Origin of the sequence: Phascolarctobacterium sp. ET69 (genome assembly GCF_023336935.1) — a bacterium.
Classification (GTDB): Bacteria; Bacillota; Negativicutes; order Acidaminococcales; family Acidaminococcaceae; genus Fusicatenibacter_A; species Fusicatenibacter_A intestinipullorum.
In genome coordinates this window covers 253,355-279,006 of the sequence record NZ_JAMBLR010000002.1, presented here as the reverse complement: position 1 = coordinate 279,006, position 25,652 = coordinate 253,355, and the positions used below count along the sequence as shown (strand labels likewise).

General features: G+C 48.4%; 27 protein-coding genes. 10 read left to right on the top strand and 17 right to left on the bottom strand.

Annotated elements, in window-relative coordinates:
- Nucleotides 1–149 precede the first annotated feature (149 nt).
- From panD to M3079_RS04145, 4 genes are read right to left on the bottom strand one after another with little or no spacing between them, the layout of a single operon-like run.
- Nucleotides 150–533 (bottom strand): aspartate 1-decarboxylase, encoded by a 384-nt coding sequence (gene panD, locus M3079_RS04160; protein ID WP_021715828.1) that lies wholly within the window; start codon nt 531–533, stop codon nt 150–152.
- Complete coding sequence (gene panC / locus M3079_RS04155) at nt 534–1,391, bottom strand: pantoate--beta-alanine ligase (protein ID WP_249077391.1); 858 nt, start codon at nt 1,389–1,391, stop codon at nt 534–536.
- Nucleotides 1,392–1,407: 16 nt separating this feature from the next.
- Nucleotides 1,408–2,247 carry a 3-methyl-2-oxobutanoate hydroxymethyltransferase gene (gene panB, locus M3079_RS04150; protein ID WP_249077389.1) on the bottom strand — a complete coding sequence of 280 codons (840 nt, stop codon included), beginning with the start codon at nt 2,245–2,247 and terminating at the stop codon, nt 1,408–1,410.
- Complete coding sequence (locus tag M3079_RS04145; protein WP_249077388.1) at nt 2,244–3,113, bottom strand: Rossmann-like and DUF2520 domain-containing protein; 870 nt, start codon at nt 3,111–3,113, stop codon at nt 2,244–2,246. Before M3079_RS04145 ends, panB begins: the two co-directional genes overlap by 4 nt.
- 281 nt (nt 3,114–3,394) lie before the next feature.
- Between M3079_RS04145 and M3079_RS04140 the strand changes: the two genes are divergently transcribed.
- Complete coding sequence (locus M3079_RS04140) at nt 3,395–3,598, top strand: 4-oxalocrotonate tautomerase family protein (protein WP_249077387.1); 204 nt, start codon at nt 3,395–3,397, stop codon at nt 3,596–3,598.
- Between the two features lie 1,140 nt (nt 3,599–4,738).
- On the opposite strand, the gene M3079_RS04135 is transcribed toward M3079_RS04140, so the two are convergent.
- The 7 genes from M3079_RS04135 to M3079_RS04105 form a co-directional block, all read right to left on the bottom strand.
- Nucleotides 4,739–4,891 carry a YvrJ family protein gene (locus tag M3079_RS04135; protein WP_249077386.1) on the bottom strand — a complete coding sequence of 51 codons (153 nt, stop codon included), beginning with the start codon at nt 4,889–4,891 and terminating at the stop codon, nt 4,739–4,741.
- 12 nt (nt 4,892–4,903) lie between these two features.
- Nucleotides 4,904–5,116 carry a DUF2922 domain-containing protein gene (locus M3079_RS04130; protein ID WP_021715712.1) on the bottom strand — a complete coding sequence of 71 codons (213 nt, stop codon included), beginning with the start codon at nt 5,114–5,116 and terminating at the stop codon, nt 4,904–4,906.
- A 22-nt stretch (nt 5,117–5,138) separates the two neighbouring features.
- Complete coding sequence (locus M3079_RS04125; protein ID WP_249077385.1) at nt 5,139–5,348, bottom strand: DUF1659 domain-containing protein; 210 nt, start codon at nt 5,346–5,348, stop codon at nt 5,139–5,141.
- A gap of 477 nt (nt 5,349–5,825) precedes the next feature.
- The gene (gene crcB, locus M3079_RS04120) at nt 5,826–6,200 is read right to left on the bottom strand and encodes a fluoride efflux transporter CrcB (protein WP_249077384.1); all 375 of its coding nucleotides are present in this window, start codon (nt 6,198–6,200) and stop codon (nt 5,826–5,828) included.
- Between the two features lie 507 nt (nt 6,201–6,707).
- On the bottom strand, nt 6,708–7,070 hold the full coding sequence (locus M3079_RS04115; protein ID WP_021715710.1) for a P-II family nitrogen regulator: 363 nt from the start codon (nt 7,068–7,070) through the stop codon (nt 6,708–6,710).
- A 15-nt stretch (nt 7,071–7,085) separates the two neighbouring features.
- Complete coding sequence (locus tag M3079_RS04110) at nt 7,086–8,486, bottom strand: ammonium transporter (protein ID WP_249077383.1); 1,401 nt, start codon at nt 8,484–8,486, stop codon at nt 7,086–7,088.
- 86 nt (nt 8,487–8,572) lie between these two features.
- Complete coding sequence (locus tag M3079_RS04105) at nt 8,573–10,654, bottom strand: glutamine synthetase III (RefSeq protein WP_249077382.1); 2,082 nt, start codon at nt 10,652–10,654, stop codon at nt 8,573–8,575.
- Between the two features lie 310 nt (nt 10,655–10,964).
- Here M3079_RS04105 and purC point away from each other — a divergent pair, with 310 nt between their 5' ends.
- Nucleotides 10,965–11,675: a phosphoribosylaminoimidazolesuccinocarboxamide synthase gene (gene purC / locus M3079_RS04100; RefSeq protein WP_021715707.1), complete on the top strand. Its 711-nt coding sequence runs from the start codon at nt 10,965–10,967 to the stop codon at nt 11,673–11,675.
- A 671-nt stretch (nt 11,676–12,346) separates the two neighbouring features.
- Complete coding sequence (locus M3079_RS04095; RefSeq protein WP_249077380.1) at nt 12,347–13,096, top strand: hypothetical protein; 750 nt, start codon at nt 12,347–12,349, stop codon at nt 13,094–13,096.
- Nucleotides 13,097–13,160: 64 nt separating this feature from the next.
- On the opposite strand, the gene nrdG is transcribed toward M3079_RS04095, so the two are convergent.
- Nucleotides 13,161–13,709: an anaerobic ribonucleoside-triphosphate reductase activating protein gene (gene nrdG, locus M3079_RS04090; protein WP_249077378.1), complete on the bottom strand. Its 549-nt coding sequence runs from the start codon at nt 13,707–13,709 to the stop codon at nt 13,161–13,163.
- Nucleotides 13,710–13,721: 12 nt separating this feature from the next.
- The gene (nrdD, locus tag M3079_RS04085; protein ID WP_249077376.1) at nt 13,722–15,848 is read right to left on the bottom strand and encodes an anaerobic ribonucleoside-triphosphate reductase; all 2,127 of its coding nucleotides are present in this window, start codon (nt 15,846–15,848) and stop codon (nt 13,722–13,724) included.
- A 452-nt stretch (nt 15,849–16,300) separates the two neighbouring features.
- Between nrdD and M3079_RS04080 the strand changes: the two genes are divergently transcribed.
- The 7 genes from M3079_RS04080 to M3079_RS04050 all read left to right on the top strand — a co-directional run bounded on the left by M3079_RS04080 (nt 16,301) and on the right by M3079_RS04050 (nt 20,475).
- Entirely contained in the window at nt 16,301–17,527 is a 1,227-nt protein-coding gene (locus M3079_RS04080; protein ID WP_249077374.1) for a sodium/glutamate symporter, read from the top strand.
- Between the two features lie 146 nt (nt 17,528–17,673).
- Nucleotides 17,674–17,751 (top strand): putative holin-like toxin, encoded by a 78-nt coding sequence (locus M3079_RS09445; protein ID WP_349293338.1) that lies wholly within the window; start codon nt 17,674–17,676, stop codon nt 17,749–17,751.
- 230 nt (nt 17,752–17,981) lie between these two features.
- Nucleotides 17,982–18,914, top strand: a complete 933-nt coding sequence (locus M3079_RS09385; protein WP_283162424.1) for a GNAT family N-acetyltransferase — start codon at nt 17,982–17,984, stop codon at nt 18,912–18,914.
- Nucleotides 18,907–19,596: a nucleotidyltransferase domain-containing protein gene (locus tag M3079_RS04065; RefSeq protein ID WP_249077373.1), complete on the top strand. Its 690-nt coding sequence runs from the start codon at nt 18,907–18,909 to the stop codon at nt 19,594–19,596. Before M3079_RS09385 ends, M3079_RS04065 begins: the two co-directional genes overlap by 8 nt.
- Nucleotides 19,577–19,843 carry a TIGR04076 family protein gene (locus tag M3079_RS04060; protein WP_249077372.1) on the top strand — a complete coding sequence of 89 codons (267 nt, stop codon included), beginning with the start codon at nt 19,577–19,579 and terminating at the stop codon, nt 19,841–19,843. The genes M3079_RS04065 and M3079_RS04060 overlap by 20 nt, the downstream gene beginning before the upstream one ends.
- Nucleotides 19,836–20,111: a helix-hairpin-helix domain-containing protein gene (locus M3079_RS04055; RefSeq protein ID WP_249077371.1), complete on the top strand. Its 276-nt coding sequence runs from the start codon at nt 19,836–19,838 to the stop codon at nt 20,109–20,111. The genes M3079_RS04060 and M3079_RS04055 overlap by 8 nt, the downstream gene beginning before the upstream one ends.
- A 124-nt stretch (nt 20,112–20,235) precedes the next feature.
- Nucleotides 20,236–20,475, top strand: a complete 240-nt coding sequence (locus M3079_RS04050) for a thioredoxin family protein (protein WP_021715699.1) — start codon at nt 20,236–20,238, stop codon at nt 20,473–20,475.
- Nucleotides 20,476–20,539: 64 nt separating this feature from the next.
- Here the strand turns inward: M3079_RS04050 and lpdA are convergent, their stop codons facing one another.
- The 4 genes from lpdA to gcvPA are packed head-to-tail and all read right to left on the bottom strand — an operon-like array spanning nt 20,540 to nt 25,644.
- Complete coding sequence (gene lpdA, locus M3079_RS04045; RefSeq protein WP_249077370.1) at nt 20,540–21,931, bottom strand: dihydrolipoyl dehydrogenase; 1,392 nt, start codon at nt 21,929–21,931, stop codon at nt 20,540–20,542.
- Nucleotides 21,932–21,945: 14 nt separating this feature from the next.
- On the bottom strand, nt 21,946–22,935 hold the full coding sequence (locus M3079_RS04040) for a lipoate--protein ligase (RefSeq protein WP_249077369.1): 990 nt from the start codon (nt 22,933–22,935) through the stop codon (nt 21,946–21,948).
- Nucleotides 22,922–24,331 carry an aminomethyl-transferring glycine dehydrogenase subunit GcvPB gene (gene gcvPB / locus M3079_RS04035; RefSeq protein WP_249077368.1) on the bottom strand — a complete coding sequence of 470 codons (1,410 nt, stop codon included), beginning with the start codon at nt 24,329–24,331 and terminating at the stop codon, nt 22,922–22,924. The genes M3079_RS04040 and gcvPB overlap by 14 nt, the downstream gene beginning before the upstream one ends.
- On the bottom strand, nt 24,331–25,644 hold the full coding sequence (gene gcvPA / locus M3079_RS04030) for an aminomethyl-transferring glycine dehydrogenase subunit GcvPA (protein ID WP_249077367.1): 1,314 nt from the start codon (nt 25,642–25,644) through the stop codon (nt 24,331–24,333). Before gcvPA ends, gcvPB begins: the two co-directional genes overlap by 1 nt.
- Between the last annotated feature and the right edge of the window lie 8 nt (nt 25,645–25,652).

Here is a 25,652-nt window from a genome sequence, read left to right as displayed (position 1 = left end):
TTATTTTTAATAAAAACATGGTTTAAAGTTTAAACAAAACAGGCTGCACCGCAAGGCAGTTAACCAAAACTGCCTACGCCGCAGCCCGTTTGGGGTTTTATTTTTCTGCTATATATTTCCTTGTTTTATTACTTAATGGCAAAGCGCCGTCAGCCAATTTCTCTTTCCAGCTCCGTGCCGCGCACTTTCAGCGGTTTGTTGGCTTCGTCCACCATTACAACCTTTGGCTCGCAGCGGCGCGCTTCTTCTTCCGTCATCTGCGCGTAAGCCATAATAATAACCTTGTCGCCCGGCTGCACAAGGCGTGCTGCCGCACCGTTAAGGCAAATTACGCCGCTGCCCGGTGCACCCGCAATGGTGTAGGTTTCAAGGCGCGCGCCGTTATTGTTGTCTACAATCTGCACGCGCTCGCCCGGCAAAATGCCTGCCATTTCCATAAGTTCGCTGTCGATTGTAACGCTGCCCATGTATTCAAGGTTGGCTTCCGTTACCGTTGCGCGGTGAATTTTGCCGTGCATTATCGTATAAAGCATTTATTCTACCTCCAAAATTACGTTGTCAATAAGGCGTGTGGTGCCAAATTTTACGGCCAGCGCCAAAAGATACTGCCCCTTGGTTAAAACCTCCGGCGCAGGCGTAAGCCCCGGCAGTGCGTATATTTCCACGTAGTCAATCTGTGCCATGGGCTCGTCGCCGATGAGTTTTTTAACGCCCTCCACCAGTTTCTGGCTGCTGCGCTCGCCCGCTTTAAAAAGCATGGAGGCGGTTTCGAGGCTGCTGTTTAAAATTACCGCCGCCGCACGCTCGCTTTTTGATAAATATGTGTTGCGCGAAGATTTGGCAAGCCCGTCCGCCTCGCGCACAATGGGCATAATGCGCAGCTTTACGTTAAAGAACAAATCTTTAACCATGCGTTTTAAAACCTCTGCCTGCTGGGCGTCCTTCTGCCCAAAATAAGCGTGGTCAGGCTGGGCCAGGTTAAACAGCTTGGCAACAACCGTTGTTACGCCGCGGAAATGAATGGGCCTTGTGCGCCCGCACAGCACTTTGGTAATGTCGCCGGTAACTTCTACCCAGGTCATATCCTCGCTGGGGTACATTTCGGCTGGCGTGGGTGCAAAAACAATGTCCGCGCCGCAGCTTTCCGCCAGTTTGCAGTCGGCGTCAAGCGTGCGGGGGTAGGCGTCCAAATCTTCGTTAGGCCCAAACTGCGTGGGGTTTACAAACACGCTTACCACAACAAGTTCGTTTTCCATTGCCGCCGCTTTAATAAGCGAAGCGTGCCCTTCGTGCAGCGCGCCCATAGTCGGCACAAGGCCGATGGTTTTGCCTGCCGCTTTGGCAAGCGCAATTTCTTCGCGGAGTTCCGCGGTTGTTCTGCAAAGTTTCATTTTGCGTTCTCCTTTATCAGTACAGTTTTTCCAAAACTTCGTCGTCTATTTTAAAAGTATGCTCCGCCGCAGGGAAGCTGCGGGATTTTACATCTGCCGCATAGGCTTTAAACGCCGCCGTCATTACGCTGTGCAAATCGGCGTAGCGCTTAACAAATTTGGGGCAAAAACCATCGGTATAGCCTAAAAGGTCGTTGCATACCAGCACCTGCCCGTCGCAGTATTTGCCAGCGCCGATGCCGATAGTTGCCGCCGTTTTAAGGTTTTCCGTAACCTTTGCCGCCAGTGCTTCGGGCACACATTCAAGCACAATGGCAAATGCGCCTGCCTGTTCCAGTGCGCGGGCGTCGTCCAAAAGCTTCTGCGCCGCCTCTGCGCTTTTGCCCTGTATTTTAAAACCGCCCAGCTGGTTTACAGATTGCGGCGTAAGCCCAATATGCCCCACAACCGGTATGCCTGCCTGCGTAAGTTTCTGCACCAGTCCGCACACTTCCGCGCCGCCTTCCAGCTTTACTGCCGCGCAGCCGGTTTCCTTCAAAAAACGGGCAGCGTTGTACATGCCGTCCACCACGCTTGCCTGATAGCTCATAAAAGGCATATCGCCCACAACCATTGTGCCGCTGCCCTGCGCCGCGCGCATAACGGCTTTGGTATGGTGAATCATCTCGTCCATCGTTACCGGCACGGTGCTGTTATAACCCAGCACCACATTGCCCAGCGAATCGCCCACCAAAATCATTTCAATACCGGCCTCGCATACGTTTTTGGCCATGGCGTAATCGTATGCCGTAACCATGGTTACCGACTCGCCGTTTTGTTTCATTTGCTTTATTACAGCTGTTGTAATTTGTTTCATTTATTTGCCTCCGTAAATAATTCCGTCATTTCCGCCGCTGCGGATTCTGTAATGCGCACGCTTTCGCGTGCCAGCTTAACCGTTGCCAGCCCCAGCGCGCAGTAAGCAGGCACAAACTCCTGCGGCAAAACTTTTAAATGCCCGGCAACAGTAACCGCGTCCCCGCGCGATATCGGGCCGGTTAACGCCGCGCCCGCATTTTCTGCCGAAGCAAGATTTGCCGCCGTACCGGCTAAAAGCGGCACAAGCAGCCTGTGCGCGGTTTCTTCGTCATCAGTCCAGCGTAAAAGCAGCTTTTCGGCAAGGGCCGTAACCGTTACCGTAAAATTACTGCAAAAGCACGCCGCCGCGTGATACAGCTCCCGCTCCTGCGGCGGCACTTTAAAGGCAGCCGCCCCTGAAAGGCGCGCCAGCTTAAAACCGAGCTCCTGCGCCTTTGCGCTGCCGTCCACCGCCATGCCAATTCCCGCAAGGCTTTTTACCGGCGCAGCAAAACTCTGAAGCGGGTGCAGGCTACCTGTTTCCGCGCCCAGCGCTTTAAGCGGAGCAAGTTCATCAAGCCCGGCGCTGCCGCTCACATGGTAAAAATACTTGCCGCGCACATCAAGCCCGGCTTGTGCAGCAGCCTTTGCCATGCTCTCTGCCGCCTCATTAATAAACCTGTCCGGCACGCAGATAAAAATAACGTCTGCCGCGGCAACAAGCCCCAAAGGCTCATTAAAATGCCGCACACCAAGTTCAGCCGCCCTTGCTTTGGCATGGGTGCCGCCGTAAACACCGGCGCAGCTTAAGCCTGCTCCGCCAAGCGACATAGCAAGCGAACTGCCAACGCGCCCCGGGCCTGCAACGCCAAAAGATAAATCCATAACAACTCCTTTCTGCAAGGATTAACCGGAAGCATAAAAAAAGCGCACTCCGGGCAGAGTACGCCAAAATACGCATAAATGCACTATTCCGTCACGTCCCGGCAATTAAGTCCAAGCGTTTTACCGACCTTGTTTTTGCATTAATGCCCTTTATATGGTACAGCTCCTGCGGATGCTGCCCTAAGGCATCTGAATGCAGATAAATAATAGCACAACGGATTTTAAATAGCAAGTAAAATTTTTAATGCCGTGTTATAATAAAACAAAAAGGAGTGACGCCCATGCCATACGTTAACATTAAAATTACCCGCGAAGGCAACGTAACGCCGGAGCAGAAAAAACAGCTTATCGAAGGAGCAACGGAGCTTCTGCACCGCGTGCTGAACAAAAACACCGCCACCACGGTTGTGGTTATCGACGAAGTTGACACCGATAACTGGGGCATTGGCGGCGTGCCGGTAACGGAGCTTAGGAAGAAGAAGTAATAAAAAATGGCGCGGTGTAAATCGTGCCATTTTTTATTACCTTAATGTGGAGTTTGGATTTTTTAATTTTGGTTTTATCTTTGTATTTACGTTAGTATATCTTAATTTACTTTTTTATTCATCTTATTTTTCATTTTGCTTTGCTCCTTTGCATGTACATTTAATATTTTATATTTACTTTATTATTCATCTTCATTCTTTTGACTGACCAAAAGAACGAAGCAAGAAAAGTCACGCGGCTAGCAAAAATTTACGAATTTTGTTGCTAAAGCAAAAAATCCGCACGCGGCACACCGCAACCAATAAAAATTTCCACGGAACTCGCTGCGCTCAAACACCGGAAAATTTTTATTGCTTTTTAGTAAATGCCGCTAAATTTTTAATGCCGCGATTGCATTTAACTCGTACTTTTAATTTTTTAATTAGACGAAAATACATAATAAACGATAATAAAAAATATTATTATAGCCATCAGCCATAAATTTGTATACTGACATTCTATCTATTAAATTACCTGATAAACTAATTATTCCTTACTTTTCAGCAATGAAATCGGAACTCAATAAATTTTTAGCAGTGCGGCAACAAGTTAAATTTTAGAAAAGAATTATCAAACTACGAATTTGGGCGAAGCCGCGACATTCAAAAAATAGGCAAACCATAATTAAGGCACTTGCAGCGTTTGCCGAGGACTGTTTGAGTTTGCGCAGCAAACGAGTTCCGCAGGCGCAGCAAGTGCTATACGAATTTGATACAGTCATCCGTATAATTTTTGGAGGAGCGAAGGCTTTTTGGTTACTTTTTAGCCCATAAAAAGTAACATGAATAATAAAGTAAATAAAGATATAATAACTAATTACAATGACTATAACTATTATAAAAAGGAAAAGAAAAACCAGCCCTTTGCATAACAGCATCGGGCTGGTTTTGTGCTTATAAAAGTTTGGCAAGTAATGAAGTTTTAAGTTATATAACAGGCTAAATGTTTATAATTTCCGGCGCAAAGGCAAAACTGCGGCGGCTGAAATTTTTAGTTTTAAACTCCGCAAGGTCAGCTGCGAAGCCTGACCGTTAACGGAGAAGCCGCAGCATTTTGCAGCGGCGGAAAGAATGAGCATTTAGCCTGCACGGCTTTTCGTGCTAATTTACGCCTTGCGCGATATTTGCCGTCAGTGCGCTGATGCTTTCGGTAAGTTTATCCAGCTTGCTTTCCATGCGTATTAATAAATACCACGAAAGCATTACCGGAAACCCGAAATTAGCCAGCTGGCTGAAGATAAGTTCCGCGTCCATCGCTTAGCCGCCTTATTTCAGCACGTTCACTTCGGTAGTACGCACACGCGCTTCCACAACTTCGGCAAGCGCGTTGCCGTCGGCATTAAATACGCCGCTGTCTACAATGCTCTGCATGGCGGTGCGCGCTTCTTCCGCCGTAACATTTTCGCGCGGGTCGGTTACGTTAAGCACCTTCTGTTTGCCGTCGGCCTTTTTAAATACAAGCTGTAATACTTTTTCCATTTTTCAATCTCCCTTCGGTTAATTACTCGGCTTCCGCCACTTCCGCTTTTTCGGTTACAACAATGTTCACAACTTCGTTTTCCATCAGGCTGCCCAGCGCCGTACCAGCTTTAACAAGCTCATCAGCACCCGCGTCTTTTTTGATGCCCGAGTAGGTGTGCGCCTTGGTCTGCGCTGTACCTTCGCCATCGAAGCCATCCTCCACGTTGATAGACATTGTTTGAGATAACACTGTTTTTGCTGCTGCCATTTTAGCATGCTCCTTTCCTTGGGCTGTTTGTTTTTTGCGTTTGCCCTTACACCCATATAAACGGATTTTATGCCTTAAAAATTTACCTGCCTGTAAAATTTTTTTATTTTTCCGCCCGTAAAAATTTTTTGGCAATTTTTTTGCGCATGGTTAATTTTTGCCCCTGTTTTGCTGTTTATATGGGTGAGTTTCTTTTCTTTTCTCTTTTTTCTTGTTTTTTCTCTTTATCTTTTCTTTGCCGTATTACGTTCTTACCTTGTTCTTAAGTAATTCAAAGATTATATATATAATTTACCTTGTTCCCTAAGTACTACCGTACGTAAGCAGTAAAACCCAAAAATGCCCACGCAAAACAGGCACTATCTCCAGGCCGAGATAGTGCCGTAAGCAGTAAACTATATCCCTTCATGCACAAAATAAAAAAAGAGAGCAGCACTGCCCTCTTTAAACATGCAAAAGCTATATTAAAATTTTTACTGCCAAAACACCGAAAGCCGCCGCAAGCACGCCCAAAAGGCAGCTTAACGCTGCGTATAACAAAGCGCAGGCAAGGTTTCCTTCCGCAAAAAGCGTATATACTTCATACCCGAAGGATGAAAACGTGGTAAACCCGCCCAAAACACCTACACACAAAAACAAACGCCAAACCGGCGGCAGAAGGCCTTTATCCACAATCAGCGTCATCAAAAGCCCCATTAAAAAGCAGCCGCTGATGTTAATAATAAAAGTTCCGTACGGCAGCTGCGGGTTAAAATATTTTACGGCGGCATTACCTGCAAGGTAACGCAGCACTGCGCCAAACGCGCCCCCAACGGCGATGTATAAAAGGTTCATGGCTTAACTCCCTGCTGATGATTTTAAAAGCATTTTTAATTATAACATACTCATGGATGTTTGATAAAACTTTTGGCAGGAAGGTTTGTAATGAGAGGCTTGGCACTAAGTGGCGACTCATTTAGGATTACAAATTTTACTCTTTATTCAATCGTAAAATTTGCATAGCTTCGCTGGCACACTTATTGCCTGCGCTTCTGTTTGGCACTAAGTGGCGACTCAGCTAAAAAAGCGCACTGCGGCGCTTTGGGCACGCAGTGCAATGAAAGGTGATGACTGTGGGGTTTTTATATAACGGCGTGCTGTGTTTTTATATCTGTATAAGCTCCGCCGTTACTGTTTATCAGTCTATGCTGGTTATTATTTAAAAATCTAAGCTTCGCCAAAGGATCGCTTATATTGGGCGATGTTAAGGACCGTAAACTTCGCTCTTTATTCAATCGCGAAATTTGCACGGCTTTTACGTTACGCTTATTGCCGTATCTATCACCCGGCACTAAGCGGCGCTCATTTATGGTCGTCGATAATGGCTGCCTCGCCCTGTTCGCCGGTGCGGATTTTAACTGCATTGGCCAGCGGGTAGATAAAGATTTTGCCGTCGCCGGGCTGACCGGTTTTAAGGACTTTCTGGGCTACGCGCAAAACTTCGTCCACAGGGACTTCGCAGACAACGGTTTCTATTTTAACCTTCGGCACAAGGTTAATATCGTAAGCCTGCCCGCGGTACACTTCCTTATGCCCCTTCTGCAAACCGCAGCCAAACACCTGGCTTACCGTCATGCCGGTAACGCCAATTTCCGCAAAAGCAACTTTCAGTTCGTCCAGTTTTTCGGTTCTGGTTATAATATCTATTTTGGTAATCGGTCTCATAACTGCCTCCGTAAATTATTTGCCCGCCGGTGCCGGTTTGGCGGCAAAGGCCGGTGCTTCCTGCACGGCAAGGTTAGTAAGCGGCGTGCCGTTTATAATGCTCTGGCGGTAAGCGCGTTCGCCGTGTTCAACAATGTCAAGCCCGCTTTCTTCTTCGGCAGCATCAGCACGCAGGGTTGTAACTGCGCCCACTATTTTTAAAATTATGTAGGTGCCAACAACGGCCAGCACAATGGCAACCACTACCGTTACCGCCTGTACATACAGCTGGTGCGCGTTGCCGTAAAAAAGCCCGTCCGCACCGGCGGAGTTTGCGGTTTTTGTTGCCCAAAGCCCGGTTGCCAGTGCGCCCCAGGTGCCGCCAACGCCGTGTACGCCGAATGCGTCAAGTGCGTCGTCGTACCCGAGTTTTGCCTTAACAATGGCCACTGCCGCAAAGCACAGCACGCCGCCGATAAGCCCGATTAAAACGGCCGGCACAACAGTTACAAAGCCTGCCGCCGGGGTAATGGCAACAAGCCCGGCAATGCAGCCGCTTGCTGCGCCAAGCATGGTGGGGTGCCCGTTTACAAGCCATTCTGCGCCAACCCACGATAAGGTTGCCGCTGCCGCCGCTGCCTGCGTTACCACAAACGCACCGGCTGCAAGGCCGTTAGCGCCAAGCGCGCTGCCTGCGTTAAAGCCGAACCAGCCGAACCACAAAAGTGCTGCGCCCAGCACCGTCATCGGCAAATGGTGCGGCAGCATGGGCACAACACCCTTGCCGCTGCGTTTGCCAAGCATAATGCAGGCTACCAAACCGCTGACGCCGCTTAAAATATGAATAACCGTGCCGCCCGCAAAATCGAGCGCGCCTAAATCGCGCAGCCAGCCGCCAACGCCCCATACCCAGTGCGCCATGGGGTCGTACAAAAACGTAGTCCACAAAAAGGTAAACAGCACAAACGCGCCAAATTTAAAGCGTTCGGCGTAAGCGCCGGTAATAAGCGCCGCCGTAATTACCGCAAACATGCACTGGAATGCCGCAAAGGCAAACAGCGGCACCGTTGCGGAATAATCTTCGTAAGGAGCGGCAAAAAGCGCCATATCGGTAAGCCCTGCCCAGCTCAAGCTGCCGATAACGCCGTTAATATCCGGCCCGAAGGCAAGGCTGAAGCCGAACAGCACCCACTGCACGCTTACCATTGCCACAATAAAAAAGCTCTGCATAATTGTCGTCAGTACGTTTTTGCTGCGCACCATGCCGCCGTAAAAAAACGCCAGCCCCGGTGTCATCAGCATTACAAGCGCAGCACTTATCAATACCCACGCCGTGTCGCCGGTATCAACTGCCGGCGCTCCTTCTGCGGCAAGCACCGTGCCCGGAATGCCCAAAAGCACGCCTGCCGCCAGTAAACCATGTATTAATCCCCTCATATTAGCCCTCTTTTCTGTAACTAAAACAAAAGCGGGGTGTACCTTTTAAGATACACCCCGTTGTGCAGCAAAACTCAAATTCGGTTTTAATATACTCCAAACAGCAATTCACTGTAAGTCGGGTACGGCAGGTATTTGCCGCCCATCAGTTTTTCCAGTTCGTCGCCGGCTTCGCGCAAAGCGCCCATGTCTTTTAAAATAACGTCATGGTAATAATCTGCCTCTGCCTGTGCAGATGTTTTTACAACGTCACCAAGCCCTGCTTTTAATTTTTCTGCATCTGTGTAAAGCAGGCTGCTGAGCGTTGCAATTTTGGAAGCAAGCTCCGTTTCGAAGCTGCCTGCAATGCCAAGCTCTTTTTTGCTCTTTGCTGCCGCCGTTAAATCGGCAGTGTAAAGTGCTGCGGCGGGCAAAATGTCTTTAAACAGCATATCAAGCATTGCCAGCGCTTCAATGCGGATTGCCTTACTGTAATTTTCAAGCGAAATTTCCAGCCTGCTGCGGACTTCCGCTTCGGTAAAGATGCCGTGTTTTACAAACAGGCTGATGTTTTTCTCTTTAACCATGTAAGGCAACGCTTCAGGAGTGGATTTGAGATTGAGCAGCCCCCTCGATTTGGCCTCTTCAACCCATGCATCGGTATAACCGTCACCATTGAAGATGATGCGTTTATGCGCGATTACGGTTTCTCTGACGAGTTCTACCACTGCGGCATCAAAATCGGCCGCTGCTTCTAATTTATCGGCAAACTCCTCCAGAGCTTCGGCAACAATGGCGTTTAAAATAACGTTCGGCCCGGCAATGGAGGCGGCAGAACCAACCATGCGGAACTCAAACTTGTTGCCGGTAAATGCAAACGGCGAAGTACGGTTTCTGTCCGTATTGTCTTTTTTCAAAGCAGGCAGCACATTGCCGCTCAGCTTCAATTCGCCTTCGTCTGCGGGTTTATATTCAACACCTGCTTCAATGGCTTTCAGCACATTGGTAAGCTCGGTGCCCAAAAACATTGATACTATCGCCGGCGGCGCTTCGTTGGCGCCCAGGCGATGGTCATTGCCTGCGCTGGCAACGCTTATGCGCAGAAGGTCCTGATATTCGTCAACCGCTTTAATAACGGCTGCCAAAAACAGCAGGAAGCGGTGGTTTTTATACGGCTCTGCCCCAGGGTTGAGCAGGTTTTCACCTTCAACCGTGCCCAGCGACCAGTTGTTATGCTTGCCGCTGCCGTTTACGCCGTCAAAAGGTTTTTCGTGCAGCAGGCACACCAGATTATGCTTGCGTGCCACGCTCTGCATAAGTTCCATAGTAAGCTGGTTATGGTCGGTTGCGATGTTGGTGCCTGCAAAAATCGGCGCCAGCTCGTGCTGGGCAGGTGCAACCTCGTTATGCTCGGTTTTGGCAAGCACGCCCAGTTCCCACAGTTTTTCGTCAAGCTCTTTCATAAACGCCTTAACGCGTGGTTTGATAATGCCGAAATAATGGTCCTCAAGCTCCTGCCCTTTCGGCGGCATTGCGCCGAACAGCGTACGGCCGGCAAACTTCAAATCGCGGCGTTTATCGTACATATCTTTATCAACCAAAAAGTATTCCTGCTCCGGCCCAACCGTTGTAATAACCTTTTCGGTGCTTTCGCCAAACAGTTTTAAAATGCGCCTTGCCGCACGGTCTACACAGCACATGCTGCGCAGAAGCGGAGTTTTCTTGTCAAGCACATCGCCCGTGTAAGAGCAAAACGCCGTCGGAATATACAGGCAGCCGTCTTTAATAAAAGCATAGCTTGTCGGGTCCCAGGCAGTGTAGCCGCGCGCTTCAAAAGTAGCACGGAGCCCGCCGGAAGGAAAGCTCGAAGCATCAGGCTCGCCCTGTACCAGTTCCTTGCCCGAAAAATCCATAATAACGCGCCCGTCCGCCGTAGGCGTGATGAAGCTTTCGTGCTTTTCGGCGGTAATGCCCGTCATCGGCTGGAACCAGTGCGTAAAATGCGTTGCGCCATGCTCCAGCGCCCAGTCCTTCATAGCGTTGGCAATGATATTGGCAATAGGCAAATCCAACAGCTCGCCCTTTAAAACCGCATTTTTAAAAGCCTTGTAAGTAGCGGTTGGCAGACGGTCCTTCATAACAGTTTCGTTAAAAACCTCGCTGCCAAAAAGTTTCGGAACACTCGTCATTTTTTAGTCCCCCTCAAAATAAAAACAAAATAAAAAAAGCAACGCGCGAAGTTTAAATGGTTCTGCAACTTCGCTGTTGCTTATGCTGTAATTATAGCCCCCTTTACACATTTTGTAAAGCCTTCAGGTAAATGTTTTTATTTTCTGAAAATTTAGTGGATTTTGTGCCGTATGTATTAGACAAATTTCTGTAAAAACAATTGACAAGCACTTTTAAAAGTTCTAAAATATTTACATCAAAAACACAAGTTAACCAGGATGCCCGGAAAAACGCCGGGCATTACTTAATAAAAGAAAGAGGTTTTAACACATGGCTGAAATGTTATACGAAGGCAAAGCCAAAAAAGTTTTCGCCACCGCCGACCCCAACGAAGTAGTTATCTATTATAAAGATGACGCCACTGCCTTAAACGGCGCCAAAAAAGGCACCATTGTTGATAAGGGCATTATGAACAACACCATTACCAGCTTCTTTTTTGACCTGCTCGGCAAAAACGGTGTTGAACACCACTTTATTAAAAAGCTCAGCGACCGCGAACAGCTTTGCAAAAAAGTAAAAATCATTCCGGTTGAAGTTGTATGCCGCAACATTGCCGCAGGCAGCCTTGCCAAAAAAATGGGCGTTGAAGAAGGCTATGTGCTTAAACGCCCGCTGGTAGAATTTTACTACAAAAGCGATGCACTTGATGACCCGATGATCAGCCCCGACTACGGCGAAGCCTTTGGTTTTGCAACCGATGAACAGATTGCAAAAATCCGCGAAATGGCGCTCAAAATCAACGCCGTATTAAAAGACTTCCTGGCACAGCGCAAAGTACGCCTGATTGACTTTAAAACCGAATACGGCATCGACAGCGAAGGCAACATCATCCTTGCCGACGAAATTACTCCGGACACCAGCCGCCTGTGGGACTGGGACACCAACGAAAAGCTGGATAAAGACCGTTTCCGCCGCGACATGGGCAATGTTGAAGAAGCCTACCACGAAGTAATCCGCCGCTTAACGGGTGAAGGGAAATAAAATAACCCTGCTTGCGCAGATATGCAAATATGCAGATGTACAGATGTACAGATTAAACGCCGCCTTAACAGCGGCGTTTTTTATTTGTTTAATGTTAGATTGACAAAATTTTATTTTACAGGCATAATAGAAAAGCTGTGACTCTTTCCGGCAGGAAGGAGGTGTGCTAAATTGATAGATGTTCTTCTATCCATAATTGTATCTGTCATAGCAAGTGTAATTTCGTATTATATTTGCAAGTGGCTGGACAGATAAATTCGACTCACAGCCAGCACAATTAAAAAACCGGGAGCGGCAACTCCCGGTTTTTTGTTTTTGCGTGCACCAAATTGATTTCGATAGCACTTCTATCCATTTGTAAGGTTATTATAGCACAAGTATTTTGCAAATGCAAACTATGGATTTATTATTTGTTTTTGTTTACGTTGCGGCTTTAATTATGCATTATCAATTTTTTCTTTCATCCTCATTCTTTTGAGTAATCAAAAGAATGAGGGAATAGCAAATTTTCTTATTATCAGTACTAAATTTTTATGTTTAAAAATCAAATATTATAATCAACTATTATTTATAGCAGCTCTTGTCAAAATTATATTATAACATTCCGAAAGGTTACTAATTATGATATAATATTTTTAATATAGTATCATAATTATGGGAGAGTGTTATTGATGAATTACAAAAAATTATTTTCAGCAATATTATGTGCTAATTTTTTAATTAATAGTACATATATGCCCGTAGTTTTTGCAAGCGAAGCTACGTACAAACAAGTTGTAGTCAATGAAAATTATGACCCTTTTGCTGACGAAGAAACTACTAAAGAGCCAGAAAATCTAACTATGAAACAACGAGTTGCAAAAATTATGGAGGAAGAAAAAAATAAAAATAAAAAACAAATTATTGAAGGTGTTGAAAACGGGCATATTTATATTCCAAAAGGAACAAAGCTAAATGTAGAATTATTGGAAATGGCTACATCTAAAAAATTAAAGAAAAATCAACTCGTTGAATTTAAAATGGTCGAAAACTTAATTATAAATGGAGTTATTGTTATTCCAAAAGATACCATAGGCATCGGCTATGTTTACGAAGTACAAAAAGCTGGCGGTTTTGGACGCAAAGGTGTATTAAGAATAGCCGGTAAAGAAATCAAAACTTTAAATAACATAACTGTACCACTAAAAAAAGGCTTAGAAGGTAAAGGAAAAACAGATGGAGGCGCAGTCGCTGTTGCAGCAGCAGTAAGCTTAGTTGGCGGCCTCTTTATGAAAGGTACAAATATTGAGTATCCAGCCGGAACAAATTTTGAAGTTGAAGTACGTAACAATGTAGATCTGCAAACTACTCCAGAAAATTTAAAAGAAGCTATGAATCCAAATATACCTCATGGCATTGAATTAAATATTGAAGTAAAATAAAATCAATAAATATATACTAAAAAAACGCACACAGATAAAATCTGAGTGCGTTTTTGTTTTTCAATTATTTCCCCGGTTCAAACAAACCTTCGTTGTCGTCCCACAAAACTATTTTATCTTCTTTTAAGGTTTCCGCAAGGCGGATAACGCGCTGGTTGCTGCTGCCGCGGAAACGCAGGTTGGGGTCTTTTTTTACTTCCACAAATTCGCCGTCTACCAGTATGTCAATGCAGTCCAAAAGGGCGCGCGTAATTTCATAGTCGCACAGGCGGCCGGTTAACAGGTCTTTTTCAAGGTCGTAACCGGTGTAGCACCATACGGTTTTATTGGGGTACATTTTGCGCAGGCGCTGCATAAAGGGCAGCAGGGCTTTCTGGTTGGCGGGTTCAAACGGCTCGCCGCCCAAAAGGCTGAAGCCTTTAATATACGGCGGCTTTAAAGCGTTTAAAATTTCTTCTTCCGCCGCTGCGTCAAACGGCCGGCCGTAGTCAAAATCCCAGGCTTCCTGGTTAAAGCAGCCTTTGCAGTAATGCGTGCAGCCGCTTACAAACAGCGATACGCGCACGCCCGGCCCGTTGGCGACATCATGTGTTTTAATTGCCGCGTAGTTCATGGCAGGCCTCCGTTACAGATGCAGAACGCGGGATTTAATTTCTTTGGTTTTGCCCACGTTCCAGAAGTTTTCGCCCAGATAGCCGCAGGTACGGCGGGTTACGTTCATCAGGTTATGGTCTTTGTTGCCGCAGTTCGGGCATTCCCATTCCAAATCGTCGTTGATGATAATTTCGCCATCAAAGCCGCACACATGGCAGTAGTCGCTCTTGGTGTTGAACTCTGCGTACTGAATGTTATCGTAAATAAAGCGCACTACATCTTCCAGCGCTTCGGTATTGTGGCGCATGTTCGGAATTTCCACGTAGCTGATGGCGCCGCCGCTGGAAATTTTCTGGAACTGGCTTTCAAAGGCAAATTTGCTGAAGGCGTCGATATTTTCGCGCACGTCAACGTGATAGGAATTGGTGTAGTAGCCTTTATCGGTAACGTCGTCAATAGTGCCGAAGCGTTCTTTATCTATGCGGGCAAAACGGTAGCACAGGCTTTCAGCCGGAGTGCCGTACAAGGCAAAGCCGATGCCGGTCTGCTGTTTCCATTTATCGCATTTGGCGCGCAGGTAGCGCATTACGCGCAGCGCAAATTCTTCGCCCACGGGGTCGGTATGGCTTACGCCCTTCATCAGCTTGGTCATTTCGTACACGCCGATATACCCGAGCGAAATGCTGCTGTAACCGCCAACAAGGTATTTATCAATGGTTTCGCCTTTTTTCAGGCGGGCAATGGCGCCGTACTGCCAGTGCACAGGGCTTACGTCGCTCTTAACGCCCATCAGCGCGTTGTGGCGGCACATTAAAGCCTTGTAGCAAAGCTCAAGCCTTTCATCCAAAAGCTTCCAGAACTTCTGCTCGTCGCCCTTGGCAATAATTGCCACCTGCGGCAGGTTGATGGAAACAACACCCTGATTGAAGCGGCCTTCAAATTTGTAGTTTCCGTTTTCGTCCTTCCACGGAGCAAGGAAGCTGCGGCAGCCCATCGGCGAAAATACGTTGCCTTCGTAGTTTTCGCGCATTTTCTTGGCGGAAATATAATCCGGATACAGGCGTTTGGCGCTGCATTTAACGGCAAGCCTGGTAATATAATCATATTTGCCGCCTTTTAAGCAGTTGTGTTCATCCAAAACATAAACCAGTTTCGGGAAGGCAGGGGTTACATAAACGCCCTTGTCGTTTTTAATGCCCTGCAAACGCTGGCGCAGAATTTCTTCCACAATCATGGCGTTTTCTTTCAAATATTCGTCGTCCTCCTGTAAGTTGAGGAAGATGGTTACAAACGGCGATTGCCCGTTAGTGGTCATTAAAGTGTTAATCTGGTACTGAATGGTTTGCACGCCGCTTTGCAGTTCGCTCTTTAAGCGAGCCTGCACAAGGCGTTCCACCGTTTCGGCAGGCAGGCTGTCGCCCACTTCGTCAAGCACGGCTTTTTTAAATTTGTTGTAGCTGCGGCGCAGGTATTTGCCCAAATGGCGGATATCCACCGACTGGCCGCCGTACTGGCTGCTGGCAACGCTGGCGATAATCTGCGTCATAACGGTGCAGGCAACCTGGAAGCTCTTGGGGCTTTCAATAAGTTTGCCGTTCATAACCGTGCCGTTGTCCAGCATATCGCCGATATTAATCAAGCAGCAGTTAAAAATAGGCTGAATAAAATAATCGGCATCATGGAAATGGATTGCGCCTTCGTCATGCGCTTTGGAAATTTCTTCAGGCAGGATAATGCGGCGGGTTAAGTCTTTGGAAACCTCGCCGGCAATCAAATCGCGCTGAGTGGAAGCCATAACGGCGTTTTTGTTGGAATTTTCTTCCATAACGTCTTTATTGCTGTTGCGGATTAAAGACAGAATGCTTTCGTCCGTAGTATTTGCCTTGCGCACCAGCGCACGGGTATAGCGGTAAATGATATAGGCTTTGGCAAGGTCGAATTTGCCCTCCTGCATCAGCTGATGCTCTACCATATCCTGAATATCCTCTACCAAAAGGCGCATACGGTTGCGGCTTTCTACATAATGTGCAATGTTTTCAATTCTGTCTTCGGCAATGCGTTCACTTTCATCAACAGCATTGTTGGCTTTCTGGATGGCTACAACTATTTTGCTGCGGTCAAAGTCAACCGTAGAGCCATCGCGCTTGATTACCTTCATTGTCCTCCCTCTTTCCGTGTTTAAATATTTAACGTAAAGTCATCGCTTTTACAAAATAATTCCTAACCATAATACCATACTTTAATATCAAAGTAAAGCAAAACACCACCATATATTGTTAATTTAATTTTTATGTTAACAATATTTTGTGCTTTACAGTTTTTGTTCCATCTGTTTACGCCCCGGCAAAGTTTGTTTTTGTCAAGCCCGTGCGCCTTCTTTTAACAGTAATTTTTCGGTTTTTACTTTGGTTATCTTGTTTTTTCGCAGTTTTTTAATAAAAATTATCCGCTGACGGAAAATTTACCGCAGCGGCGTTTATTATACATTAGTTTGCAAATTGAAAACAGTATTGTAAATTTATTAAAAAAAGTCTATAATATACAAGTCTGATATTGAAAGGCTCACACTAAAATGCAGACATCTGTTAATAAATAACCGGAGGTTATAATATGGAAATTACAACCATTCATCTTGATATGGTGCAGTCGGTTGCCCTCGCCATAGTCAGCTATTACATCGGCACGTGGATAAAAAGCCACAGCGCCGCCCTGCAAAGGTTCAGCATTCCAGCGCCGGTAATAGGCGGCCTGCCTTTTGCGCTGGTATTTTCGCTGCTGAAAATTTACGGCATCGCCGATTTTACCTTTGACGACACGCTGCAAAAAGTAGCGCTGCTGTGCTTTTTTACCACCATCGGCATGATGGCAAGCTTAAAACTTGTTAAAAAAGGCGGCCTGCTTCTCGTAGGCTTCTGGTTCACTTCAACAATACTCGGCATTTTGCAGAACGCCATCGGCATGGGCGTTTGCAGCTTGATGGGCATTGACAAATTCTACGGCATTCTTGCCGGCGCCGTGGCACTGATGGGCGGGCTCGGCACAAGCGCCGCCTTCGGCCCGTTTTTTGAACAGAACTACGGCGTTACCGGCGCAACAACGGTTGCCATTACGGCCGCTACCTTCGGTATGGCAACGGCGCTCATTATCGGCGGCCCTTTCGGCGAAAAGCTGATTAAAAAATATAAGCTCAAAACCCCTAAAGCAGCTAAAGAGGATGCTCCGCTGGAAGAAATTGACGAAACGGAAACCACCGTTACCGGCGAAAACCTCATTCCCGCACCGGCGGCTGCTGCGGAAATTTTAAAAGCGCTGGGCTTTGTCGCTATCGCCATGGGGCTGGGCAGTATTTTAAGCACCTACCTCGGCCAGTTTATTACGCTGCCGGTATATATCGGCAGTATGCTTATCGCCGCAGTTATCCGCAACATCGGCGACTTCAGCAAAGCGTACAAAATTGAAGGCGTCGGCATGGACTGCATTGCCGATATTTCGCTGGTGCTTTATGTAACCATGGCCATTAACAGCCTTAAACTGTACGAGCTTATTAACCTGGCATTGCCGCTGATTGTTATTCTCATCATTCAGACCCTTTTAATGGTGGCCTTCGCCTGGGGCGTATACTTCTTAATGTTCGGCAAGGATTACGACTCTGTAATGCTCGCGGTAGGCGGCATCGGCTTTGCCATGGGCGCAACCGCCAACGGCCTTGCCAACATGCAGTCGCTTTCCGATAAATACGGCTTCTCCCCCAAAGCGTGGATGATAGTTTCGCTCGTCGGCGCGTTTTTAATTGACTTTACCAACGCCATCATCATAACGTGGATGATAACGCTGTAACTTAATTTTAATGCTTATACTAAAAAACAGCCGGTATTTTCTTTACCGGCTGTTTGCTTTTATGTAAGTTGTATTTATGGTATAATACCCTTCGTGAGATAATCTGATGGTCGGCTTCTCTCCCTTAAAATGGAGGTGGTGAACCAGTGAGTACCTATGAAACGTTATCTTTAATGGTAGCTTTCGGTATTCTGGTAGCTGCCATTATTTCTGCCCGGCGTTAATAACGCGGAAATGAAATAAGGCCGTCCCAACGGTCGCGGACAGCCTTTCTTTCAATACTGAAAATATTCAAGGAGAGGACTGACGCACCAACATCAGATTATCTCTCTTTTCTTATTATACATCATAGCTTTTAAAACGGCAAATTTTATTGCCGCGCACTTTTACTTATGTTAATATTAGGGCAGAAGCGGCTTATTCTGCCGTTTATTTAAGAAAGCAAGGTATATTTATGAAAATAACACAGGTTGTGGCCGCGCTGATATGGCGCGAAGATAAAATTTTAATCTGCCGCCGCCCGGCAAACAAGGCAAGGGCGCTGTTATGGGAGTTTCCCGGCGGCAAGGTGGAAGCAGGCGAAACAAAACAACAGGCGCTGGTGCGCGAATGCCGCGAAGAACTGGGCATAACCGTTGTGCCCGGCAGCGTTTATTATGAAGTAACGCACACCTACCCCGATATTACGATACACTTAACGCTGTTTAACTGCACCACGCAGGACGAGCCGCAGCGCCTGGAGCACAGCGAACTGGCGTGGATACTGCCCCAAAACATAACCGCCTATGACTTTTGCCCGGCAGATAAAGCAATAGTTGCTAAAATTGCGGCACAGGCAAACGCCAAAATACAAACCGAACGCCTTTACCTGCGTGAACTTACGCCCGGTGACGAAGCGGAACTGAAAACCTTTTTGCAGAATAAAGAAGTAATGTACGCCTGGGAAGCGCCGTTTACAGATGCGGAAGTTACGGCATGGCTTACTGAAAACCTGCGCCGCTACAAGGCAGACGGCTTTAGCTTTTACGCCGTAACCGAAAAATGCAGCGGCAAATTTTTGGGCGTGTGCGGACCGCTTATAGAAACCATAAACGGCGAGCGCCGCATGGGCGTGGCCTATATCTTTAACAAATCCTGCTGGGGCAAGGGCTACGCCACTGAAGCAGCGCAGGCAAGCGTCAATTATGCTTTCGGCGCGCTTGGTGCAGAAGAAGTTATCGCGGAAATCCGCCCGGAAAACAAAAAATCCCGCCGCGTGGCGGAAAGGCTTGGCATGGCAATAAGCGGCAGTTTTGTAAAAACCTACAAAGGCAAAGAAATGCCGCACCTTATTTACATACTGAAAAAGCCGCAAAAAAGCGGCAGAAACGGAGCAGGCAATGTTTAATTTAGACCGCTGGCTTGATAAATACATAGAAGCCGTGGACGCGGCGTTTGGCGCAAGGATTGTGTTTATCGGGCTGCAAGGCAGCTATGCGCGCGGCGAAGCGCACGAAGGCAGCGACATTGACGTTGTTTTAATTTTAAACAGCCTTACGCTTGATGACTTAACCCTTTACAAAAACGCCATTGCTAGTTTAGAAGAACGCACAAAAATATGCGGCTTTGTAAGCGGCACCGAAGAACTGAAAGCGTGGGACAAGGCAGATTTATTTCAGTTTTGCCGCGACACCAAAGCCATTTACGGCGATTTGGAGTTTATTGCTTTTTTAACAGGCGAAGCTGATGCCAAACGTGCGCTGCACACGGCGGCATGCAATATTTACCACGCCTGCGTACACAATTTTGTGCATGAAGAAAGCGCGGAAGTTTTAAAAATGCTTTACAAATCAGCCTTTTTTGCTTTGCAGGCAAAACATTACCTTGAAACCGGCGCTTATATTGCCAAAAGAAAAGACCTTGCCAATAAATTGCAGGGTGAAGATTTTAAAATACTCACCTGCCCGGCGCAGTTTAAAACAAAAATCAGCCCCGCGGAATTCAGCGCTTATTCCGGGCTGCTTTTAAACTGGGCTGCGGCTGTTATAAAAAATTACGGAGGCGGCAGCAATGCAAAAACCGAAAATTAAAATAACCGTTATCGGCCGCAAAGGCCCCTGCGGCTGCCACCGCGGGCATAAACCGGGCGACAGCTTTGATTTTGACACGGAACGCGGCAAGCTGTGCCCAATGGCAATGCATGTTGCCTTTCCCTATATCGACATTCTACGCTACGGCGGTTCAATTCCCGGTGCAGAACCCGGCACGGCAGTATTTTGCTGCCCCGATGTTGATACCATCAATGTTTTTAAGATTGAAGTGGTAAAAGATGAATAAAAACAAAAGCGAACTGCGCAAAATACCGTTTATTGGCCCAAACATAGAGCAGGATTTATTAAATATCGGCATCCGCCGCATTGCCGATTTAAAAGGCAAAGACCCGAAAGAACTTTACCGCATGGACTGCGAATTTAAAGGACGGCAGGAGGATTTGTGCCAGCTGTATGTTTTCCGCATGGCAGTGTATTATGCCGACACCGAAAGCCCGGACCCCGAAAAGCTGAAATGGTGGTATTGGAAGGATAAAAGCTACCCAAAGTGCTAAATAAAAATACATCTTATTTTGAATGTAATAAAATTTGCAAATAGTTCACCGTTTGTACTTACTTTAGCCAAAGCCTTTTGTTATGATAAAGGTGCAGCAAATACAGAAACGAAGGTGAGATGATATGCAAATTAAAGTTTTAGGGCCAATGACAAAACAGGTGGAGGTATTGTTCCAAAATGCTGCCGTGGCCGCTAAAAAGTTAAAATGCCCTGCAAAATTTGAACGCGTGAGCGAACTGCGCCGCATTATGGCCTACGGTGTAATGACTTTACCGGCGCTTGTTATCGACGGCAAAGTTGTGGCAGGCGGCAATGTGCCAGGCGTTGAAGAAATTATGCAGATTATCAAACAAATGCAGTGAAAATTGAATATATAAATATAAAAAATAAAAGCAGGCGTTAAGCCTGCTTTTTTGTTATGCAGTGTTACCGCCTGCGCGGAGGCATGGTGTGTATGCTGTGGCCGTCTGCGGCGTGTACCGCTTCGGTAATGCCTTCGCAGAAGGTTGGGTGCGGGTGCAGCGCCATTGCCAGCTGCGCTTTGGTCAGCCCTGCGCTTACAGCCGTAACCATTTCGCCAATCATATCGGTAGCGCGGCCGCACATCAGCTGCGCGCCGATGAGTTTTTCCGTTTCTGCGTCAAACACCAGCTTAATAAAGCCGCGTTCCTCATTTTCGATAATGGATTTGCCGTTGCCGCTCATAACGTATTTGCCGGTAATAACGGCGCGTCCCTGCGCTTTGGCTTCGTCTGCCGTAATGCCAACCGTGGCAATTTCGGGCGAAGTATATACGCACGAAGGCACAAGGTTTGCGTCAACCGTCGGCGCAAGCCCGCAGATACCTTCCACGCAGGCAATGCCCTGCGCTTCGGCAGCGTGCGCCAGCTGAATGCCGCCGGTAACGTCACCGATGGCGTAAATATGCGGCACGTTGGTTTTATAGCCCTCGCCTACTTTTACGCGCCCGCGTTCGCTTTCCACGCCCGCAGCTTCAAGGTTCAGCCCTTCGGTAACGGCGCGGCGCCCTACGCAAATCAGTACGCCGTCGGCGCTGACGCTTTCAGTTTTACCCTTGCGCTCAAAAGTGCAGGTCAGGCGGCCGCCTTCTTGCGTAATGCCGGTTACCATGGCGCCGGTGTTAACCGCAACGCCGCGTTTTTTCAGTATCATGGAAAGGTTCTGCGAAATTTCACGGTCCATATTCGCTAAAATCCTCTCCAGTGCTTCAATAATGGTAACTTTGCGGCCTATGCCGTTATAAACGCCCGCCATTTCCACGCCGATAACGCCGCCGCCGATAATTACAAGCTCCTTATAATCGCAGCTGTCGGTATCAAGCATTTCGTCGCTGGTAACAACATTGGGAAAATCCGAACCGGGAATGGGCGGTACTGCCGGTTTGCTGCCGGTGGCGATAATAAAGTTTTTTGCGGTATAGTTTTCGCCGCCGACGGTAATGCTTTCCGGCGAAGCAAAAGCCGCCTCACCTTCAAGCACATCAATGCCGTTACCCTTTAAAAGCTGCGCCACACCGCCGCGGAGCTGTTCCACTACCTGCGCTTTGCGTGCATGCATGGCTTTAAAATCTGCCTCTGCGCCGGTTACGTTAACGCCCATTTTACCGGCTTCGCCGATTTCGCGGTACAAATTGGCGCTGTGCATTAAGGTTTTGGTAGGTATGCAGCCGCGGTTCAGGCAGGTGCCGCCAACTTCCGCACGTTCCGCAACGGCAGTTTTCAGCCCCAGCTGCGCCGCACGGATAGCCGCCACATAGCCGCCCGGCCCTGCGCCGATAACAATTAAATCGTATTGCATGGTTGTATGCCTTTCTATATTGTAAGTTGTGCTAAAAATTTACTGACGTCGTTTCCTGCCTGTCCGGCAATTTTTTGTGCTGCCTGCGCCAGTGCCTCCGGCGTAAACGCGCAGCCTTTAAAAAACTGCCCTGCACCGGCAAGCGCCTTCCAGTCCATAGCGTCGGTATAAACTGCCGCGTCCTGCACATTACCGCCGTCAACGCGGCACGCCAGCGTAAAGCTGCCCCATTCAAAGCGCGCTTCTGCCTGCCAGGTAAACGGCAGGCGCGTGCCGAGGCGAAAGGCGTCGCTTTTAAACACCACTTCATAGCGTGCAACTTCCGCCGCGTTAAAATCAGCTTCCGTAAGCTGCACAGGCTCGCTGCCGTAAATTTCCGCAAAGGAATGTACAAGCGCGTTTTGCAGCACCGGCACCGTTAAAGAAGGGCAAACTTCCTTTAAGTTCAGCACGCGGCTTTTAACGGAACTTACGCCTTTAGCCTGTAATTTAAGCGGCGATACGGTAAGGTATTTTGCCATTTCGTCCGTTTTAACGTCAATTAAAAGCGTGCCGTGATGGTACTTTTTGCCGCCACTGGTATAAAAAGCGTTGCCCGATACCTTGCGCCCGTCTACCAGAATATCGTTGCGCCCGCTTTTTACGGCATTAATGCCGAGGCTTTTAAGCGCGCCGGTAATAACCTCCAGCTGGCGCGCAAGATTGTAGGTGCGCGCGTCCGTTAAAAAAGTAAAGTTTAAATTGCCGCTGTCGTGGTACACGGCACCGCCGCCGGAAAGACGGCGGACCAGATGCCCGCCGTCCCTGCGCAGCTGCGCCATATTGCACTCGGCCCATGGATTTTGGTTGCGCCCGATGACCACCGTATTTTTGTTCTGCCATAAATACAGCGTTACGCTGCCTGCCGGGGTGTGTTCCAAAAGGTAACGCTCCACGGCAAGGTTGCGGTAAGGTTCGGTGCAGCCGGTAATATAACAGGAAACCGGAACTTTATTTGTGTACATATTTTAAAACAGGTTTGCGTGCCGCCTGTACTTCGTCCGGGCGCTTAATCTGCGCATGGTGCGGAGCGTTATGCATATATTCCGCGTCGGTATGCGCCAGCTCGTACAGCTCCAAAAGTGCCTGCACTGCTTCGTCCAGCGTCCTGCGCGCTTCGGTTTCTGTAGGCTCCAGCATCAGCGCTTCGTGTACAATCAGCGGAAAGTACATCGTCGGCGGGTGAATACCGCGGTCAATCAGGGACTTGGCAACATCCAGCGCCGTTACGCCGGTGGCTTTTTTCAGTTCCTCCAGGCTCATAACAAATTCGTGCATGCAGGTATGGTCATAAGCCATATCGTAAGTATCTTTTAATTTGTGCATCATGTAGTTGGCATTCAGCACTGCCGTTTCACTGGCTTCACGCACGCCTTCCGCGCCGAGGGTCAGCACATAAGTAAGAGCCCTCATGCAAACAAGGAAGTTGCCGTAAAACGCGCGCATCTGCAAATGCCCTTCGCCTGCACCATCGCCCAGTGCGGATTTTGGCAGGAACTTCTCAAGCAGGGCTTTGCAGCCGACAGGGCCTGCGCCCGGGCCGCCGCCGCCGTGCGGAGTGGAAAAGGTTTTATGCAGGTTAAGATGCACAACATCAAAGCCCATATCGCCGGGGCGCGCAATGCCCATAACGGCGTTTAAGTTAGCGCCGTCGTAATAGCACAGGCCGCCCGCTTCGTGGATGATATTGGTAATTTCCAGAATATTGCTGTCAAACAGGCCGACGGTATTCGGGTTCGTCAGCATTAAACCGGCGGTAGTATCGTCAACAGCGGCGCGCAGTGCGTCAAGGTCTACGCAGCCATCCGCATTGGAGGGCACGTTAACCGTGGTAAAGCCCGCCATGGCAGCGCTTGCCGGGTTAGTGCCGTGCGCGCTGTCCGGAACGATAATTTTGGTGCGTTTGGTATCGCCGTTGGCTTCATGATATTTCTTTATCAGCAAAAGCCCGGTAAATTCGCCGTGTGCGCCTGCTGCCGGCTGAAAGTCCATCTTATCCATGCCGGTAATTTCGCACAGGTATTTATCTAAAAGTTCCAGCGCTTCCGTGCAGCCCTGTACGGTTTCTTTGGGCTGCAGCGGGTGAACGGCGGCAAAACCTGCCTGGTTTGCCATCTCGTCGTTAATGCGCGGGTTGTATTTCATGGTGCAGCTGCCCAGCGGGTAAAAGCCGTTGTTTACGCCGTGCGCGCGGTTTGCAAGCGCAGTATAATGGCGGCTGATTTCCGTTTCGGAAAGTTCCGGCAGCGGCAAAGCGCTCTTGCGCGCCAAAGCCTCCGGCAGTGAAGTTACAGGCACATCGCAGGCCGGAAAAATATCGCAGCCATGCCCGGGAGTGCTTTTTTCAAACAACAATTCCATTATGCGCACACCTCCTTCACAATGGCAACCGCCTTATCAAGTGCTTCTTTGGTGGCTTTTTCGGTTACGCACCACAGCACGCCCTCTTTAACCGGCAGCCCGCCGAGAATGCCCTCTTTGGCAAGTGCGGCCAGCACTTCCTCCTGCTTAGGCAGAGTGGTAACAAATTCGTGGAAAAATTCGCCGCCGTAAACAAGGTTTACGCCTTCGATTTTGGTAAGCTCCTGCGCCAGGTAGTGCGCTTTGGAAAGACACAGCGTTGCCGCCTGCTTTAAGCCCTGCGGCCCTACCGCTGCCAGATAAACGGAAGCTGTTAAAGCGCACAGCGCCTCGTTGGAGCAGATGTTGCTGCTGGCTTTTTCGCGGCGGATGTGCTGCTCGCGCGCCTGCAAAGTTAAAACATAGGCACGGTTGCCGTCAGCGTCAACAGTTTCACCAACAATGCGCCCCGGCAGCTTGCGCATCATAGCGCCGGTTGCTGCCATAAAGCCAAGGTACGGCCCTCCGAAGCCCAGCGGCAGGCCCAAAGGCTGCCCTTCGCCAACGGCAATGTCTGCGCCGCATTCGGCCGGGGTTTTCATAATGGCAAGAGCAATGGGGTTTACGCCCATAATGTATTTGGCACCGCCTGCGTGGGTAAGTTCAGCAATCTTTTCTGCTTCTTCAAACTGACCGTAAAAATTGGGCTGCTGCACATAAACGCAGCAAACATCAGGCGTAAGCATTGCTTTTAACGCGTCAAGGTCGGTTCTGCCGTCTTTGGCAGGCACAAGGCGCAGTTCAGTACCTGCACCGAAGCAGTAAGTCTGCATGGTGGCAATAACGTCCGGGTTAGCGGCAGCACTTACAAGCGCCACGCTGCGTTTGCGGTCGCGGCACATGGCAGCGGCTTCGGCAGCGGCAGAAGCGCCGTCATACACGGAAGCATTAGCAGTGTCCATGCCGGTCAAATCGCAAATCATCGTCTGATATTCAAAGATGGACTGCAAAATGCCCTGGCTCATTTCTGCCTGGTACGGCGTGTAGCTGGTTACAAACTCCTCTTTGGAGGTAATGTATTTAACAATGGAAGGAATGTAGTGGTCATAAGCGCCTGCGCCGCGCAAAATTGTGCGGAACACGGTATTTTTGCCGGCCAGCTCCTGCATTTTGGCACGCACTTCCAGTTCGCTCATGCCTTGGGGCAGGTTCAGCGGCTTATCAAGGTAAACTTCGGCAGGCACGTCTTTAAACAGGCTGCGGATACTGCCGTAGCCTGCTGCGGCAAGCATTTCCTGCCGTTCTTCTTTGGTAGAGGGGATATAGCTTCCCATAGGCGCCC

Coding starts and splice junctions, on each gene's coding strand:
- panD (WP_021715828.1), bottom strand. CDS start 533: ATGCTTTATACGATAATGCACGGCAAAATTCACCGCGCAACGGTAACG.
- panC (WP_249077391.1), bottom strand. CDS start 1,391: ATGAAACTTTGCAGAACAACCGCGGAACTCCGCGAAGAAATTGCGCTT.
- panB (WP_249077389.1), bottom strand. CDS start 2,247: ATGAAACAAATTACAACAGCTGTAATAAAGCAAATGAAACAAAACGGC.
- M3079_RS04145 (WP_249077388.1), bottom strand. CDS start 3,113: ATGGATTTATCTTTTGGCGTTGCAGGCCCGGGGCGCGTTGGCAGTTCG.
- M3079_RS04140 (WP_249077387.1), top strand. CDS start 3,395: ATGCCATACGTTAACATTAAAATTACCCGCGAAGGCAACGTAACGCCG.
- M3079_RS04135 (WP_249077386.1), bottom strand. CDS start 4,891: ATGGACGCGGAACTTATCTTCAGCCAGCTGGCTAATTTCGGGTTTCCG.
- M3079_RS04130 (WP_021715712.1), bottom strand. CDS start 5,116: ATGGAAAAAGTATTACAGCTTGTATTTAAAAAGGCCGACGGCAAACAG.
- crcB (WP_249077384.1), bottom strand. CDS start 6,200: ATGAACCTTTTATACATCGCCGTTGGGGGCGCGTTTGGCGCAGTGCTG.
- M3079_RS04115 (WP_021715710.1), bottom strand. CDS start 7,070: ATGAGACCGATTACCAAAATAGATATTATAACCAGAACCGAAAAACTG.
- M3079_RS04110 (WP_249077383.1), bottom strand. CDS start 8,486: ATGAGGGGATTAATACATGGTTTACTGGCGGCAGGCGTGCTTTTGGGC.
- M3079_RS04105 (WP_249077382.1), bottom strand. CDS start 10,654: ATGACGAGTGTTCCGAAACTTTTTGGCAGCGAGGTTTTTAACGAAACT.
- purC (WP_021715707.1), top strand. CDS start 10,965: ATGGCTGAAATGTTATACGAAGGCAAAGCCAAAAAAGTTTTCGCCACC.
- M3079_RS04095 (WP_249077380.1), top strand. CDS start 12,347: ATGAATTACAAAAAATTATTTTCAGCAATATTATGTGCTAATTTTTTA.
- nrdG (WP_249077378.1), bottom strand. CDS start 13,709: ATGAACTACGCGGCAATTAAAACACATGATGTCGCCAACGGGCCGGGC.
- nrdD (WP_249077376.1), bottom strand. CDS start 15,848: ATGAAGGTAATCAAGCGCGATGGCTCTACGGTTGACTTTGACCGCAGC.
- M3079_RS04080 (WP_249077374.1), top strand. CDS start 16,301: ATGGAAATTACAACCATTCATCTTGATATGGTGCAGTCGGTTGCCCTC.
- M3079_RS09385 (WP_283162424.1), top strand. CDS start 17,982: ATGAAAATAACACAGGTTGTGGCCGCGCTGATATGGCGCGAAGATAAA.
- M3079_RS04065 (WP_249077373.1), top strand. CDS start 18,907: ATGTTTAATTTAGACCGCTGGCTTGATAAATACATAGAAGCCGTGGAC.
- M3079_RS04060 (WP_249077372.1), top strand. CDS start 19,577: ATGCAAAAACCGAAAATTAAAATAACCGTTATCGGCCGCAAAGGCCCC.
- M3079_RS04055 (WP_249077371.1), top strand. CDS start 19,836: ATGAATAAAAACAAAAGCGAACTGCGCAAAATACCGTTTATTGGCCCA.
- M3079_RS04050 (WP_021715699.1), top strand. CDS start 20,236: ATGCAAATTAAAGTTTTAGGGCCAATGACAAAACAGGTGGAGGTATTG.
- lpdA (WP_249077370.1), bottom strand. CDS start 21,931: ATGCAATACGATTTAATTGTTATCGGCGCAGGGCCGGGCGGCTATGTG.
- M3079_RS04040 (WP_249077369.1), bottom strand. CDS start 22,935: ATGTACACAAATAAAGTTCCGGTTTCCTGTTATATTACCGGCTGCACC.
- gcvPB (WP_249077368.1), bottom strand. CDS start 24,331: ATGGAATTGTTGTTTGAAAAAAGCACTCCCGGGCATGGCTGCGATATT.
- gcvPA (WP_249077367.1), bottom strand. CDS start 25,644: ATGGGAAGCTATATCCCCTCTACCAAAGAAGAACGGCAGGAAATGCTT.